Source organism: Candidatus Brocadiia bacterium (assembly GCA_041658285.1).
Taxonomy (GTDB): domain Bacteria; phylum Planctomycetota; class MHYJ01; order JACQXL01; family JACQXL01; genus JBBAAP01.
The window spans coordinates 1-19,235 of sequence record JBBAAP010000016.1 but is presented as its reverse complement, the minus strand read 5'-3'; the positions used below and the strand labels follow the sequence as shown (position 1 = coordinate 19,235).

At 49.5% G+C, this 19,235-nt stretch carries 2 protein-coding genes; one reads left to right on the top strand and one right to left on the bottom strand.

The window, feature by feature from the left end:
- Nucleotides 1-60: 60 nt before the first annotated feature.
- Nucleotides 61-18,987: a DUF2341 domain-containing protein gene (locus WC980_10380; GenBank protein MFA5795455.1), complete on the bottom strand. Its 18,927-nt coding sequence runs from the start codon at nt 18,985-18,987 to the stop codon at nt 61-63.
- Between WC980_10380 and WC980_10375 the strand changes: the two genes are divergently transcribed.
- Nucleotides 18,988-19,235, top strand: a 248-nt coding sequence (locus WC980_10375) for a hypothetical protein (protein ID MFA5795454.1), incomplete at its 3' end; no start/stop codon positions are given.

The following is a 19,235-nucleotide window of genomic DNA, read 5'->3' as shown; positions in this document are numbered from 1 at the left end:
ATACTAAAAATTAAGACTTTCAATAGCAAATACGAACATTTTTTACAGTTTAATTTATAATTAATTCGTAATGATTACCAACCCACTTCCGGTCCTGACGCCGGCGGAATTAGACTGGTTGGTGCCGGCATTATAGGAACCGCCGCCACCGCCACCATAACCGCTTTGTCGCCCACCAGTACCACCGGAATAACCACCACCACCACCACCAGCCACATAACTATTACCATGAGCACCAGCACCACCACCATATCCCCCAACAATAGGAGCAGTAATACCATTACCACCCGTACCTCCATTTATAAAACTAAAACCACCTTGTGGAGCGTTTGACCAAGTACCATTTGCACCGTTACCAGTTAAACCACCACCACATCCACCATAACTACCAGAGCCTCCACCCCCGCCAGAACCCGGAGTCCCAGCTCCGCTACCAGAACCAAGTGTTCCGCTTGAGGTCGTAACAGCATTAACACCATTAGTAGAATTACTAGCTCCACCGCCACCACCGGCTATAATTAGTGGGTTATTGCTATTATCAGTAACAAACGTTCCTCCTCCACCACCCGCTTCATAATAGTTACCGATGCCCTGTTGACCAACTAGTATTTTAATAGTTTGGCCTGCAGTTAGGTTAAAATCACCCTTCATCCGTGCACCCAAACCTCCTGTTTGACCTTTAGTATTACTACCCCCTTGCGCACCCCAAACCTCTATGGTAAAAACACCAGAGTAAGGCACCGTCCAGGTTTGGATTGAACCATTCTTGCCCGTTCCGGTAGGGTTAAAAGTCACATTTATAGTCGGGAATGTAGTTTCATTTTTCGTATTTGAGTAGTCACTGAAACCAAGACCATTATATGCCCTGACCCGATACCAATACGGAGTCGAAGGAGTAAGACCCGTGTCCGTATAGACCGTTGTGTTGGCAGACAAGGTATATGTTGTGGTCCAGCTCGAACCGTCTAAAGAACGCTCTAATTGTAACCCTTGCTCACCCGAAGAATTATCCGTCCAACCAAGTAGTATATAATAAGGCGTCACCGTAGTAGTTATAAGATTAGACGGTGCCAGTGGAATTGAAGTCTGGGCAATAACCTGATTAGAATAAGGATGCTTAAAGAATGAATCGTATGACCTAACCCGGTAATAATATGTCTGGCCGCCGGAAACAGCTGTATCGGTATAGATCGTAGTGTTTGCAGAAAGCGTATAGGTAACAGTCCAATTCGTTCCATCTTCCGAACGTACAAGCTCGAATCCGCTCTCATTAGGAGAATCTTCTTCCCATGTCAACACAACTTCAGGCACAGAATTGACCTGGGCAACCAAGTTGGTTGTTATATTATCTCCGTTCCAATACCTGATTATTACGATACCGGCCGCCCCATTACCAGCAACCGCTCCGGCATTTCCGGCCGTACCTCTCAAAGGATTACTTGAATCGCCCGGAGTAGTACCCGAGCCAGCGGTTAAAACTCCAGATGATATGACGGTGGAACTTATATATCCTGAACCGCCACCTCCTCCAGCCATGGTGTTAGATTCGCTATAACCTCCAGCCGAGCCACCCCAATAACCACCACCACCACCACCACCATAACTATTGGTCCTAGTAACCCCACCCTGTAACGCGCCTTGTCCTCCACCCCCATTAGGTGAATCAGAACTGGCATTAGCGCCAAACGATGATTGAGTCCCCGGATTACCACCATACGCGGCCTTGCCATCATACGGAGAAAATCCGTGCTCACCCGATTCACCACCGCCGGCACCACCAGCATTCCCGGTCCCAGCACGGCTGCTACCACCTCCACCTCCGCCACCGGCAATAATACAAGCATTAGCCTGAGAAACGGACGATTTAAACACTCCAGAATATCCACCTCCACCACCGGCGTATACATTACTAGAATTATTATTTGAAGCTTCACCACCACCACCGGCTGCACCAGCCCCTACAGGACTATTTACCACACCCCCACCACCAACAACAATGTTATATGTTGCGCCGGAAATAGCACTCAACATTCCCTGCGCCGCACCACCAGCACCACCAGGTGCGCCATAAAGCCACCCACCAACCGTACCTCCGGATCCTCCCCCACCCCAAATATAAACCTCGACATTACCAATACTTGTCGGAAGAAATGTTCCTGCTGAAGTATAAGTATGGATTTTGTAACCGCTTGCATATGTGATTGTCCCACCAGTTGCATACATAGCAAAAGCGGTTTCGTAGACTAAATCGGAATAATCACTATTTCCGATGCCATTGTAGGCCCGAACTTTATAGACATATGAGGTTGCACTGTGTGCGCTGTTATCAGTATACGAAATTACGTTATGCCCCAGAGTGACTATTAAGTTATAAGATATGCCGTCCGTAGAACGCCAAATCTCAAAACCGGTTTCATTATCATTGTCAGCCCATTGCAGACTTATAGAAGATGAATAAACTGTAGTTGTTATCAGGCCAGACACTGCATTTGGCAAAGAAGTCCGGGTCGGTTCAACATTCGAATAAGAATGATTCACAAGGAAATTATATGACTGGACCCGGTAATAGTAAGCGGTAGCCGCCGAAACTCCGGTATCGGTATAGACCGTGGTATTAGCCGGCAAATCGGCAATCTGGGCCCAAGCACTGCCGTCTGGCGAGCGTTCCACCTTGAATCCGTTCTCACCGGGTGAGTTATCCTGCCAGGTCAGCACAACCTCAGTCCCGGAATTAACTTTTGCTACCAAATTAGTGGTTGTATTCGTGCCGGAAATTAAATATCTCACTATAACTATTCCAGACCCACCAGCACCCGAACCGGTTGTCCAACCTCCGTTAGATGCCCAGTAGGAACCGCCGCCACCGCCACCTCCGGTATTGGGGACAGCAGTAGGAGTACCACTGCCTCGAGTTTCCGGATTAATCTCAACCGGATATGCAGTATTCATATAGTAGAATGTGATCCCGCAGCCTCGACCGCCGCCATCAAAACCATCCCCGGCCCGCTCGGTACTATTTCCACTACCACCGCCGCCACCACCATAATAACGCAATGTACCGGATATCGAACTGGCTATACCGGCTCCACCATTACCACCAGGCGCCGAGCCGCTGCCAGCCACACCGGCACCGCCAGCACCACCGCCGCCGGCTCCGGTCCATTGAACCGTGGCATTACCTCCGGCATTGCCATAGCCATCGGTTTGAGTAGAATTCCCCAATATACTGTTGCCCCAAGCAACTCCACCGCCACTGCCGCCACTCCCAGCCGGGGTCGTACTGCCGGTAGAAGCACCCCCGCCACCACCAAGAGCTATGAGCGAACCAAATGCTGAATTCTGACCATTATTACCTACTCCCATAGTAGAATTAGGTATGGCCGCACCACCGGCCCCGACTGTTACCGTGGTAACCCCAGCCGAAACCGAGAACCCTGTTCGAGAAATAACACCGCCGCCACCGCCACCGCCGTTGGCATTGGTGGTATTATGATTACCACCAGAACCGCCGCCGCCAACCACCAAAACATCAACATTGCCACCGCCGGCGACATTGAAAGTGCCACTTGACGTGAACGTGTGGATAGCATATCCATTTGAATACGTAATAGCCCCTCCGGTAGCAGTCATATCCAATGTAATCGAATTTATAACATTTGAATAATTGCCGATACCGGCGCCGTTATAAGCCCTGACCTTATAGGCATAAGCGGTGGCTTTCAAAATCCCGCTATCCGTATAAGTTACGACATTCTTGCCAAGGGTGGCTATCAAGCTGTAAGTAAGACCATTACTTGTACGCCAAACCTCATACCCGGTTTCATTATCATTATCACTCCATTGCAGAGATATAGCCGAACTAGAAACCGTAGTGGTTATCAGATTAGACGTAGCATCCGGCAAATCAGTCCGGCTTGATTCAGTATTAGAATAATTATGATTAATCAACGGATTATAAGAACGAACACGGTAATAATAGGCCTGGCCGGCGGTAAGACCGGTATCAGTATAGGCAGTGGCATTAGCCGTCAGGGTAACAATCTGGTTCCAGGTAACGCCATTGTCATCAGAACTCTCAACTTTAAACCCGCTTTCATTCGGCGAATTATCCTGCCAGGTCAAAGCAATCTCGCTCGAGGAATTAACCTTAGCCGAAAGGTTAGTGGTGCCATTATCGCTGCTATCCAGATATCTGACTATCACAATACCGGAACCGCCGGCACCAGAACCGAGCAACCAACCACCATTATTAGCCCAGTAAGAACCTCCACCGCCGCCGCCCCCAGTATTGGGAACACCATTTGGCGTGGAACTACCCCGGGTAGTGGCGTTGACTTCAGCCGGAGTGTAGGTGGTATACCCATAATACGAAGTAGCGCCTTCGCCGCGGCCGCCACCGTCATAGCCATCCCCCGCCCGTTCAGAGCTGTTACCACTGCCGCCGCCACCGCCACCATAGTATTTTAACGTACCTGATATGGAGCACCCGAATCCGGCCCCGCCATTGCCACCGGGCGCCGCGCCGTTGCCGGCCACACCGACGCCGCCGGCGCCGCCGCCGCCAGCCCCGGTCCATTGAATTGCGCTGTTTCCGCCGGCATTGCCATAACCGCCAGTCTGAGTCGACGCCCCGGCAACACCGCCATAGGCCGCACCTCCGCCGCTACCGCCGGGTAAACCATTGACATAACACATTGCACCACCACCGCCGCCGCCGATAGCGGTGAGCGAACCGAATACCGAGTTTTGTCCATTATTGCCTATAGCGGCGGTAGAATTAGGCACTGACGCGCCGCCAGCACCAACCGTCACCGTATAAGCCGAGCCGGATATAACCGGATAAGACGTATTATAAATCACGCCACCACCGCCACCGCCACCATTGGCATTAGTGGTACTATGATTCCCGCCGGAGCCGCCTCCGGCCACTACCAGCACCTCGACATTGCCACCACCGGTAACATTAAATGTGCCGCTCGATGTAAAGGTGTGTATCTTATAGCCACCTGAGTATGTGATTGTTCCTCCGGTGGCTTTTACAATACCGGTGCTTTCGATTATTACATTGGAGTAATTACTGTTGCCAATGTTATTATAGGCCCGGACCTTATAAGCATAGGTGGCTGCCAACAGAAGCCCGCTATCGGTATATGACGTAGTATTACGAGCCAATGTGGCTATCAGGCTATAGCTTGATTCATCGGTCGAGCGCCACACCTCATATCCGGCCTCGCTATTGGCGTTATCTGCCCATTGCAGTCCGATTGACACGGCCGTAGCTGTTGTGGTTATCAGCCCGGACGGTGCCAGCGGCGCTACGGTCTGGGCAATATCCTGGTTTGAATACGGATGGTTGATGAGCAAGTTATAAGACCTGACCCGGTAATAATAGATGGCTCCGGCAGAAGCACCCGTATCAGTATAGACCGCGGTATTAGCCGGCAAGCTGCCGGCAAGCTCAGACCAACTTAAACCGTCTGCCGAGCGCTCAACCTTGAACCCGTTCTCATTGGGGGAATTGTCCTGCCAGGTCAATACAATCTCAGTGGCCGAATTGACCTTGGCTACCAGGTTGGTAGGAACATTATCACCACTGTCTATATAACTAATTATGACGATACCCGAGCCGCCGGCGCCGGAACCGGTGGTCCAGCCGCCATTAGTCGCCCAATAAGAACCACCACCGCCACCGCCACCAGTATTGGGAACGGCATTAAGGGTGGCACTGCCGCGAGTCGCGGTATTTATGACAGGCGGATAGAGGGTGTTTGAATAATACGAGGTGTTGCCAAACCCGCGGCCTCCGCCGTCGTAGCCATCCCCGGCCCGTTCGGTGCTGTTACCGCCACCGCCACCACCGCCACCATAATATTGCAACGTACCCGATACGGAGCACCCGAATCCGGCTCCGCCATTACCTCCCGGCGCTCCAGAACTGCCAATAACTCCGGCCGAGCCGGCGCCGCCGCCGCCGCCGCCAGTCCAGGCTACCGCGCTGGCGCCACCGGCATTACCATAACCACCCGTCTGAATTGAGGCACCGCCAGCACCACCGCCACCGTTGGGGTTAGCCGCGCCACCGCCACTGCCGCCATTCTGGCCAGGACCACCCGGTGCAGCGCCGGAACCGCCACCGCCACCGCCACCCAAAGCAATAAGTAAGCCGAATACGGAACTCTGCCCGTTGTTACCTTTGCTATTAGTCGAATTAGCAATGGCAGCTCCACCATTTCCAACAGTCACTGTATAAGAAGTGGGAGTAATCAGATATGAAGCTCTGTAAATCACACCGCCGCCGCCTCCTCCTCCGTTAGCGTTAGTGGTGGTGTAATTGCCGCCGCTGCCGCCACCGCCCACCACTAAGACCTCGATATCACCTCCGCTAGTCACATTAAATGTGCCGCTTGATGTGAAAGTATGAACTTTTTTCATCACAAAATCCGCTTCTATAATTGTCCCACCGGTGGCAACAATACCACTTGAAGGGATATAACGAACAATGACGATGCCAGAGCCTCCGGTGCCGCCGTTACCGGCCCCGCCGGTCCCGGCCCCGCCGCCGCCGCCGCCGCTACCTGTGTTGGCAGTTGCGGCTGTTCCGGCAGTATTAACGCCTCCCCCATTACCGCCTCCGCCTGAACCTCCCGGTCCGCCGCTGCTATCACACGTCCCCCCGCCTCCGCCGCCCGCATAAAAAACAGGGGAACCACTAATGCTGCTTAAGAAACCACTGCCACCAGCACCACCGACGGTACTTGATCGTGTTGCGCCCGCCGAACCAGCGCCACCGCCGCCGCTTCCACCGCGCCATGAAGTTGAATTAGACAGGGCATCCCCTCCGGCATTTCCTTGCCCTGGCTGCCCCGAACCTGCAGAGGTGCTGGCATTATATCTGTTTGCTGCCCCACCGCCAGAGCCGCCGTCTGCTCCTCTGTTTGCGCCGGCCGCATCATCATTATCCGACCCGCCGCCACCTCCACCGAAAGCAGTAAGCGTGCCAAAAACACTATCCGAACCATTTACACCTTTATTGGCATTTGCAGTAGAGCCACTACCGCCGCCGCCGACAGTTACAGTATACGAACCAACAGCAACCGCATAAGACTGGTTGTAAATCAAGCCGCCTGCACCGCCGCCGCCGCCGCCGTCGCCGGATGGATTAGGCTCTCCTTTCCCGCCACCGCCGCCGCCGGCAACAACGAGGACTTCAACATTCCCGCTGCCCGATGTGACTGTAAATGTCCCGCTAGAATTAAAAATATGTCTCTTATAGATATTACCGACATATGTGATTGTTCCGCCGGTAGCGTTTACAGCACTGGTAGCTTCGCAAAGCACATTGGAATAATCACTGTTCCCGATACCATTATAGGCACGGACTTTATAAACATAGGTAGCAGCCTTCAGAAGCCCGCTATCGGTATACGTAATGACATTACGTCCCAGCGTGGCAATCAGGTTGTAGGTTACGCCATCCATCGAACGCCAGACCTCATATCCGGTCTCACTATTGGCGTTATCGGTCCATTGCAGGCTGATTGACACGGCCGTAGTCGTTGTGGTTATGAGGCCGGACGGGGCCAGCACGGCTACGGTTCTATTGGAATCCTGATTGGAATAAGGATGATTTACAAGGAAGTTATAAGACCTGGCCCGGTAATAATAAGTATTAGCGGCTGAAACGCTTGTGTCGGTATAGACCGTGGTATTGGCCGGCAAGTCAGCAATTTGAGCCCAAGAACTGCCGTCAGGCGAGCGCTCGACCTTGAATCCGTTCTCGCCGGGCGAGTTATCCTGCCAGGTCAATTCAATGACCGTTTCAGAAACGACCTTGGTGAATAAATTAGTCGTGGTATTAAGATTTTCCGACTCAAAGGAAATTCCCTGGATAGTTATCAAGCCCTGTCCGCTTCTGGCACCACCGGAATTAGACTGGTTAGTGCCAATATTATAAGAACCACCACCGCCGCCGGCATTAGGCCATTGCGCACCGCCGCCACCGGAATATCCGCCACCGCCACCGCCGCCCCAGCCACCGCCGTGAGAACCGCCGCCGCCGCCAAATCCTCCATAGCAATTTGCAGAACCTGTCGTACCGCCGGTTCCTCCATTTATAAAAGCGCGTCCTCCTTGGGAACCTGCGGAACCATCAGCTCCGTTTCCGGTAAGCCCTCCACCGGCTCCGGAGTTTATCGTACTGCCGCCACCGCCGTTAAATCCACCAGCCTGCCCGCCCGGACCACTCGCACCATTAGTGGTTGTAACACCAGCTACGGCGTTATTAGAACCGGAAGCACCACCACCACCACCGGCGACAATAAACGGATTGTTAGAATTGTCCGTAACAAAACTCCCGCCACCGCCACCGCCATCATTCGTGGAAACAGTCCCCTGCTGGCCGACTAGTATTTTAAGAGCCTGTCCCTGTGCCAGAGTAAAGTCACCTCTCATCCTAGCACCTTTTCCTCCGAGGTTTGCAGGATAGCTAGTGGGACTACTTCCGCCCTGAGCGCCCCAGGCTTCTATGCGATAAACACCAGTTTGGGTTATAGTAGTTGTTTGGATTGTACCATTCTGGCCGGTGGAAGTATTGTTAAAAGTCATGCTTACCGGGAAGAAAGACGGCGTTATTTGACTGACTATGTTCGAATAGATGACTCCGATGTTATTATAGGCCCGCACCCGGTAAGCATAAGCCGTGGCCATCAACAAACCCGCGTCAGTACAGGAAGTTATATTACGTCCAAAATTAGCTATTACCGTATATGTAGTTCCATCCGAGGTACGTTCTAATTGGAATCCATCCTCGTTATTGGAATTATCATTCCATTGTAAAACAATAGAGGTAGTAGTAACTGTAGTGGTTATCAGATTAGTCGGCGCGCCGGGTAAAGAAGCCTGGGTTACTTCAACATTAGAATACGGATTATTCTGAATAAAATTATAAGACCTGACCCGGTAGTAATAAATGGTAGCGGGTGAGACGCTGGTATCACTATAGGCCGTAGAATTGGCCGGTAAGGTGGCGATTTCAGACCATGAACTACCGTCCGGAGAACGCTCCACCTTAAATCCATTTTCACCGGGTGAATTATCCTGCCATGTCAAATCAATTTGATTAGGATCTATAGCATAGGCTAACAGATTGGTTGTTTTGTTTTCCGTAAAAACTTCATTCGGGCACCTGACAATAACAATACCAGAACCGCCAGCGCCCGATCCGTTTGGCCAACCACCATTAGCAGCCCAGAATGAGCCACCACCGCCGCCACCACCGCTATTGGTAAGGGCATTAGGCGTTGAACTTCCCTTTGTCGTTGCGTTGGTTTCAACCGGATAGTTATTGTAAGCGTAGTAGGTAGTCTGCCCCTCTCCACGGCCACCGCCGTCATAACCATCGCCAGCCGGCTCAGAACTGTTACCACCACCTCCGCCACCACCCGCATAATAGCTCAAAACCCCGGATATAAAGCAGGCAAATCCTCTCCCGCCATTTCCACTCCCGGGTGTACTACTCTGGGCAGGACAGCCAGCCGACCCGGCCCCGCCGCCGCCGGCACCTGTATATGAGGTAGCGCTACTACCACCTGCGTTCCCATAACCATTAGTCTGTGTAGAGGCTCCGCCAGTGCCGCCGCTCCAAGCCGCACCGCCGCCGCTACCACCTGCCAGGCCATTTACAGAATTACGTGTACCACCACCACCTCCTCCAATCGCAATAAGAGGACCAAACACGGAATTTTGTCCGTTGTTGCCTACTCCAATAGTGGCATTAGGAATTGCCGCACCACCGGCACCGACTGTTACAGTATAAGAACCCGGCGTTACGGCATACCGTTCATTATAAATAACGCCTCCACCGCCGCCACCACCGTTGGCATTGGTCGTATTGTGATTTCCGCCACTTCCTCCACCAGCAACTACTAAAACTTCAATATTACCGCCTCCTGTCACGTTAAAAGTATCGCTTGAAGTAAAAGTATGAATTTTATTAGTAGCATCTACAAAAGTTCCACCTACAGCGGCGACACCGCTCGAGGCAGGATAGCGTATGATGACCATACCCGGCCGTCCGTGTGTAGCCGCCGGGCCAGCATTACCAGCGTTGCTCCTTAATGGATTAGCTGAATCACCTGGTGTTGTACCAGACCCAGTGGTTAATATACCGCCTGTTATAAGAGTAGGATGAACATAGCCCGAACCGCCGCCGCCACCGCTCATGCCGTCACCAACACCGTTATACCCGCCGCCTGAACCGCCCCAATACCCGCCGCCGCCGCCGCCGCCATAACTATTATTTCTGGGCACACCGCCTTGCAGAGCCCCTTGTCCTCCAGCACCAGTCGTGCTGCTATTATATGGATCAGGACCAGCTTCTGTTTGGGTTCCGGGATTACCTCTGTTTGCTTGGTAAGAAGGATGGGTATATCCTATTTGGCCCGATGTTCCACCACCAGCTCCACCAGCAGCTAATGGCGACCCGTAGTTTGTGTTAGCACTGGACCCACCACCGCCACCACCAGCAATTATAACAGCATTAGCTTGCGAAACAGACGACAGGAACACACCGGAATAGCCACCACCTCCTCCAGAATAACGATTATCGTTATTATTATTTGATGCCGCCCCTCCACCACCGACTGCTCCCCCAGAATAACTATTAACTGTCCCGCCTCCACCCACTACAACCTGATATGTTACCCCTGCAGTCACGGCTAAATTCCCTCTGGCCGCACCACCGGCCCCACCTGACGAACCATAAGCCCATCCGCCCACCGTACCTCCAGCCCCGCCGCCGCCCCAGCAATAAACATCCACACTCCCCACACCAGCATTGTTGATTATAAATGTCCCATTCGAGGTAAAGATATGCGTCCTATAACCGCTGCCATCAACAGGATTTGTAATGGTTCCTCCGGTTGCGTCCACCTGGAGAGAACTAAGTGTCAGTGATGCGATAATGTTAGAATAGCCACTATTGCCGATTAAGTTGTAAGCCCGAACACGATATGCATAAGCTGACCCCACTATGAGGCCGCTATCAGTATAGGAATTTATATTACGAGCAAGGGTGGCAAGCAATGTGTAAGTAGTCCCATTTGTTGTACGTTCTAATTGGAATCCATCTTCGTTATTGGAGCTATCGGTCCATTGCAAGACGATGGATGAGGAAGTAACCGTGGTGGTAACAAGACTAACCGGTGCATCAGGCACAGAGGTTCGGCTTATTTCCGTATTGGAATAAGGGTTATTACCGGCGTAATTATATGAACAAACCCGATAATAATAAGTGGTGTCGACTGACACGCTCGTATCTGTGTAGGCGTTAGAATTAATCGGCAATACCGCAATCTCGGCCCAGCTGCTGCCATCCGGCGAACGTTCCAGCTTAAAGCCCTGTTCACCAAGAGAGCTCTCCAGCCAGGTCAGATTGATTTGATTGGCAGAAATGGCGGTGGCATAGAGATTTGTGGTCATATTAACTGTGGCTTCTGAGCCAATGGCCACAAAGGTCGGCGCCGTAGATGCATCCTGGGAGTAATAAAGATACTGTACGTTTAAAGGGGCAACCTGGTTTGACGAAGCTTCGCCCATACCAACCGCAACTTTATCGGTAACAGTTATACTCTGACGATAGCTGGTAGTAAAATTAATCCACGGTCCGGTAGCTGAGATTGTCGAATATTGAAGCGTCAGGGTATCATCTAAACGACGCTGTCGGAACCAATAAGCCGTTGTAGCCGCGCCACCGCCAGCAATTGGCGCGTGATATTGCCCAAAAAAGGTTCCACTGTAACCGCTGGAAAAACCAGAAGTGTTAAGGGCGCCCCAATAAGGTCCGCTGGAGTCATTAGACCAGCCAGTCCAATCTGCATGGTTAACGCTAGGACCATAAATCATCCCACAGCCACGATAGTCGTGCGCCCAATAGGTGACCATCTCAAAATATCGATTGCTAAATGTTTTATCCAATACTACGGAAGAATAATTCGGGCCCGTGCTCCAGGTACGGTTACCATTCGATAAAGCTCCCTTGGGCACCGGAGCCCTGAATCCGGTTTCCGTATCGTTAATCATAGTATTGGCAATGTCGCTGGAGCTAATGGCCGAACTATTGCCGTAGAACATATTAATTACGGTGTCACCGCTGGGTAGCGATGGTATTTTGACCCAGAATTCATTGTCCCCTTCCTGCCAATAATATAACTCCTTGAACATGCCTGTATCGGAAAACCTGACATCGGCATAATCGTTCTTGACTTTATTGGAGCCGGTATTGGTCCCGGCATTGTATCGAGCGTTTATTTCTGAAAGCACAAGAGCCCGGTTAGAGATACGCACCTCGTCAATGATACCGCTAAAATATTGACCTACAGCCGTTGTGCCATTACCAGCCTCAGCCCCAATTATCAAGGAATTACTGCTAGTATAACCAATACTGTAAGTCCCACCGGCATCGTTAGTTTCTTTCAAAACACCGTCGACATAGAACTTGGTATAACGGCCATCATAGGTACCAACAAAGTAGTGCCAGCCAGCAACCAGTGTTGAGCGGGCAACCTTTGCGGTTGCGTATACTGAGTTGCGATATACCAGTATACCAACATTGCCTGCACCAATTGTTGTCTCATTTACTCCAATTTGATACCCACCGCCTTCTGTTTTAGACAGAATGCGGCTATCGGTGGTATACCCCGACCAATCAGCCCGATATGCCCATGCTTCGAATGTAATTTGACTGGTCGGAGCAAGTGTAGGGTTATGAGGAATACTAACATAGCTATTACTGCCGTTAAACTGCAAACCATTACCGTATTTGCCGGCCACCCTGGTCGGGGAATTAACCAATATGCCGTTATTATCACAGCCGGACATATCGATCGTGACAGCTACGGTGTCGGTTAAAGGTTCAGAGAAATGCCAAGAACCAGACAATCCAGAATGATTAATAAAACTCTCATCAGTAAATGGATTAATGATAACCTGATAATCAGTCAGGACAGATCCAGAATTAGTTATTGTAATAGGTCGGCAATATTGCCAGGTGCCCGTCCCAGTATTGGAAAGTCCCATCATAACATTAGACTTAACATTAGAATAACCGCTGTTACCGATATTATTATAAGCCATCAACCGATAGTAATACATCATGCCCAAATACAAGTTAACATCACTACATGAAGTGATATTAGCTGACAGGGTATTGATGCTCAACCATGAAACATTATCAAATGAACGTTCCAGATAAAATCCGGTTTCGCTATTAGAATTATCGTCCCACTGTAAGGTTACTGATGATGAGCTAGCAGTGACTGTCATCAGATTGGATGGCGCGTCCGGGGCAGAGGTCCGGGTAACCACTACATTTGAATATGGGTTATTAGTTAGGAAGTTATAAGATCTGACCCGATAATAATAGGTGGTATCTACCGAAACGGCCGTATCGGTATAAATCGTTGTATTAGCATCCAGGGTATAAGTAACAGTCCAGTTGGCTCCATCAAGAGAACGACAAAGCTCAAATCCATTTTCACCGGGCGAGTGATCCTGCCATGACAATTCAATACAGTCACCAGCAATTATCGTGGCCAGTAAGTTGGTAACAATATTCACCTGAGGATCGCTGGACGGATATCTGATTATGACGATACCCGAGCCACCAGCCCCCCCGGGACCTTGAATACTTCCTGAATCACGATAACCACCACCACCGCCACCACCGCCAGTATTTGCTATACCATTAGCCCCTGCAGCACCATCTTGAGCACCCATGCCGCCACCGCCATTTCCGCCTGCCCCAGACAAACCATTAGGAGGATTTCTTGTGCCACCCCCGCCGCCACCCGCATAATAAACTGGAGAGCCAGATATTGAATATGATAATCCTGTTCCACCATTACCACCGACACCACTTGCGCCATTACTGCCAACGGCACCAGCACCACCGCCACCGGCCCCACAATTAGTATCTCCTTGCAAGCCACCATCATTTCCCTGTCCAGGAGTATAAGCTGCACGAAATCCTCCGCCGGCACCATTTCCGCCGGCACTACCACCAGCACCAGTTGCACTTACGTCATATCCTGCACCAGCACCACCACCAATAGCCGTTAAAGTTGAGAATACCGAATTATCACCTTTTACACCAGCAGGATATCCGGCACCAGAACCGCCAGCCCCGCCGTTGCCAACCGTAACCGGATATACCTGAGGCGTTACGGCAAATGCTGTATTATAAATCAATCCGCCACCGCCGCCACCGCCGCCAATAGTCTCACCACCACCGCCACCACCGCCAACTACCAAGACCTCAACATTCTCCCGACAACTTGCCGTAAACGTCCCGGAACTATTAAATTTGTGTATGGTATAGCCGCCGTTATAGGTTATGATTCCACCGGTCGCAGTGAATACCGGAGTAATCAGGCTAACTGTATTAGAATAAACACTGTCGCCAAGACTGTTATGAGCCCGGATCCTATATGCATAGGCCGTGCCTGTCAACAGTCCGCTGTCAGTATAGAAAGTGGTATTGCGATTTAGATTGGCTAACAGGACATAAGTAATCCCATTTATGGTACGCTCCAATTGGAATGTATCTTCGTTGCCTGAGTTGTCTGCCCATTGCAATGCAATGGATGAGGTATAAACCGTGGTGGTTATCAGAGCCGTGGGCGTATCAGGCACCGCAACCCGAATTGCACTGATGTTCGAATAAGGGCCATTACCTGCTAACGCGTAATAACTCCTGACACGGTAGTAATAATCATTATTTTGAACAACAGTGGTATCGGAATATGCTACTGTATTAGCCGTTGTAGTGGCTATTTCGGACCAGTCAACACCATTAGAGGAACGTTCTATTCTAAACCCATCTTCATATAGCGAATAATCACCCCAGTTGAGATCAACCTGACTAAGGGATATAACGCTTGCCAATAAATTACCGGCCCCATTCAAATTATATTGCGTACCAGAAATCGTGGTGGTCGGTTCAGTTGCGGCATATTTCCGAACGCGCACCCAGTCAAAATAACTATTGACTGCGCTGTATTCTGATACGGTTATTCGGAATGTCTTTGAGATCCAATCAGAACGCGCTTGAGCGTCTGTACCCAGTTGAGTGTAATTTGTATCCAAGGTAGAAGCCCGGAAAGACGTAGCACTCTCCCGGATTATTTTGTGAATATACCAGGTATCAGCCGGAGTAGAAGCAACATACGGTGAATTACCTTGATAAGTTCCGCTATACCTGTATTGCAACTGCGGACCAGCCGCAATATATGGTTGAATACAGAAACGATTAGTGGATTCCTCTAGATGCAGATGGGTATTATTATTAGCCTCAGTTTTATACATGGATTCCCAGATAATCTCATCTGAAGGCCCGCAGGTATAAGCGGCCGAGAATGATTTCCAAGAAACAGCATCCGACCAGTATTTCACAATACCTGAATTAATAGCATAATAGAGCGAACTGCCAGTCCACTTAGCCGAACTAAGCGGACTGGATGAAAAATCATCCGCAAATATGAATGTATTCGAAATACTACTGCATGCGGTTGCCGAGGGATTGCCGTATAACATCCAAATAGTTGTATTACCGCTGGGCAAAGATGGAATCTTAACCCAGAATCTATTGTCCGCTTCCTGCCAGTAAGAGTACTCTGTAGACAGATCCTCACTCAAAAAACGAACATCGGCATAATCCGGCCGCACAATAGGATTGCCAGAATTATAACGTAATGATATTTCAGATGCCGTCAATACTCGGTTGTATATCCTGACCTCATCAATAACCCCGTCGAATAAACCAGCCAGATCAACGGCCGTGGTCGCGCCGCTGTTGGTATTATTATGCTGCGCTCCGATATAAAGGGTGCTGGGATTAGGGCCGGCTGAACCATTAGCCGTATAATTGATTGTCATTGCCCCGACATTATTTGAACCGTCCTCAATGCCGTTGAGATAGACCTTCAGGTTGGTCCCATCATACAAACCCACCACATAATACCAGGTATTGGGTTGAAGGACCGTGTTACCGAAAACGTATTTCCAAGACCCGCTCCCGTTACCAACAGTGAAGCAAAGCTTGCCATTACCATGAGCAATAAAGTTATAGCCCCGACCGTCGCCCCAAGCGCCCTCGATGCAATCGGAGACTATGGTTTGATCCAGATCATTCCGATTAAGCTTGATCCAAGCCTCGATGCTGGGATTGGTCGCCGCAAACACCGCGGTATGAGTAACATAACCGTATTTATTAACGGTACCGTCTAATCCCAATGCCTTACCAAACCGGCTGTCAACGCTATCGGCACCGACGATATTAAGATGATTATTATTACCAGACATATCGTTAGTTGAGGTAGTTGAATATTCAGAGAAATGCCAGCTACCTATCAAACCAGTGTTATTTATAAAACTCGCATTTATAAACGGCGTTATGGCCACCTGATAATCGAGTAAAGTCGTCGCCAGGGAATTATTAATGCCAATCGCCCGGTTATATTGCCAGCTACCATTTCCGGGATTAGCCAACGAAATAGCAACGGAAATGATATTGGAATAGCCACCAGGACCAATGCCGTTATAAGCCCTAACCCGGTAATAATACTGGCTGAAAGCGTTCACACTACTATCAATATAGGAACTTGCATTTGCCGTCAGCGTATAAGTTACTGTCCAGTTATTCCCATCCAAAGAACGTTCAATCTGGAAACCAACTTCATTAACAGAGTTGTCAATCCACTGCAGTCCGATCGAGGTGGCGCTAACTGTTGAAGTAATAAGACCGACCGGGTTTGAAGGTACGGTTGTGCCGGTTTGTTCCTGATTTGAATAAGGGTTATTGACACCAGCATTATATGACATTACACGGTAATAATAGGTATTTGTTGGCGTGACAGTGGTGTCTGAATAAACTGTGGTATTAGCTGGAGTTGTATCTATTTGTACCCAATCTATCCCGTTTAACGAACGTTCTATCTTAAATCCAGTCTCAATTGGCGAATTATCCTGCCAAGACAAGTCAATTCGGCTATCTGATATCACGGTTACTACCAAACCAGTGGTTTGGTTTATCGGCTCTTGAAGGCCAGGCGAAGAAACAGTCGGCGCTGGAGTTGCACTCTTGCGCGGCCGGGTATAGGCATAGCCAATTCGCCAGGTTGGGTTATCATAGCCAGAATACCACATCTTGTAAGTGCCATCCTCCCTTATAACATAACATTTATAGGTATGATAATCATCCCAGGCTCCGCTAGCACCCGCATCCAATACCGGGTTGGATCCATACTTTGACCAAGTTATTCCATCGTCGGAATAGGCATAACCTAATTTTACGTAAGTCCCCTCGTTGCCGCAATACCACATCTTATATTTACCGTCAGCGTCTTTTATAACAAACGGCTCATACACGTGCGTATCATCCCAGGTCCCGCCGCTGCCCGAATCAAGAACCGGATTAGACGAAAACCTGCTCCAACTCGTCCCATCGGTTGAGGTAACGCATCCGATTTTCCAGGTGGTGCCGTTATTGCCCATGTACCACATCTTATACTCTGCCCCATCCTTGAAAACCATCGGACTACCGACATTAGTAGATTCCCAACCACTGCCGTTAAGCAACACCGGGTTAGAAACGTATCTGGTCCAACCAATACCGTCATTTGACGTGGCGTAACCGATTTTCCATACCGCCCCATTCATACCTGAGTACCACATTTTGTATGTTCCGGTATCGCTTATAACCGATGGGTTAAGCACGTGGGTTTGTTCCCATGGAGCACCGGTATTCTTATCCAATATCGCAGTATTGTATTCTTTAGTCCAGATTACACCATCGGCAGATGTGGCATAGCCGATTCTGTCATTGGCATCATAACTCCGAAACCACATTTTGTAAGTTCCATCTGATTCCCTTATAATTGAAGGATTATAGACCTGTGTTGCACCAACGCCGTTACCAATATTCAAGACCGGGTTAAACGAATATTTGGTCCAAGCGGAGTTGTTATTTACAGGGTCATAATATTCAAAAACATTATTACCACTTGAAATATTGGCTGCTGAAGGATTGCCATAGCACATCATCATTACCGAAGTTCCATTAGGTATGGACGGAACCTTTACCCAGAACTTTTTATCTGACTCCTGCCAATAAGGATATTCCTGGGTCATGGCCTGGTTGGTGAAGCGAACATCGACATAGTCGTGTCGGATTTGGGGAACCCCTCCATTATATCTAGTCAATATTTCTGAAGCTGTCAGGGCTTTATTGTATATTCTGACCTCATCTATAAAGCCAGGAAAATATTCCTTGTTATTAGTACTCCCAATCCTGAAATTAGAAACAACCGCATTGTGCCCCACCGGCGTATCCGACCCTTTCTGGATTCCGTCAACCCAAATAGATCGCGTTAATCCGTCAAATTGGGCCACTACATGATGCCAGTTTCCATCAGCTAAATTATTAGCAGTTATAGAGAGATCATTGCCCCACCAATAATTTAATAAACCAGATGCTGTCAACCTTAATGCATTAGTAGCATTAGTAGTACCCCATGTTCCCCATCCAACAATACCATAGGTTCCCATTAAATTAGGCTTAATCCATACTTCCATCGCATAGGTTGAGTTCCCTGATGGAATACCCTGGATGCTTGACATACTCACATAATTACTCGTGCCGTCAAATGACAGTGCTTTACCAAACCGGCCATTCACCCATGTCGGTAAACTGGGCTGGACATTCGTCAGAAACCAGTGATCAATGATAATCTCGTTATCGGCAAAGGTATCTGCGATATTATTTGTATCAATGTCTATTCTTATTAGAGTAACAGAGGTTAGGTCAGGCTGACCAACAGTTCCTGATGGGTTAGAGGTATCAAAAGAAATCAAATTCCAGCCTGCTTTCAATGTGGAAGGCGCGATGGGCGACTTGTAGATATACCAGGAGTAAGCGTTTTCGGTAATATACATTTGAAGCCGGCTTATTTTTCCAAGAGCATTACTGTTAGCTATATAAAGCCAGAGATTAATATACTTATTCTGCATATTCGTCGCCGATATGGTTTTTTCCATGTAGGAATCCGTATTATCGGTCCCGGTCTTGGACATGGTCAAAGCGCCAGTCCCCTCTTTATAGATACTGGTGGTGGCAGTGATATTGCCGGCTGCCCCGCCCTTGGACCAGCCGGTATTAGCATCGCAGCTATCCACCAGAGTGC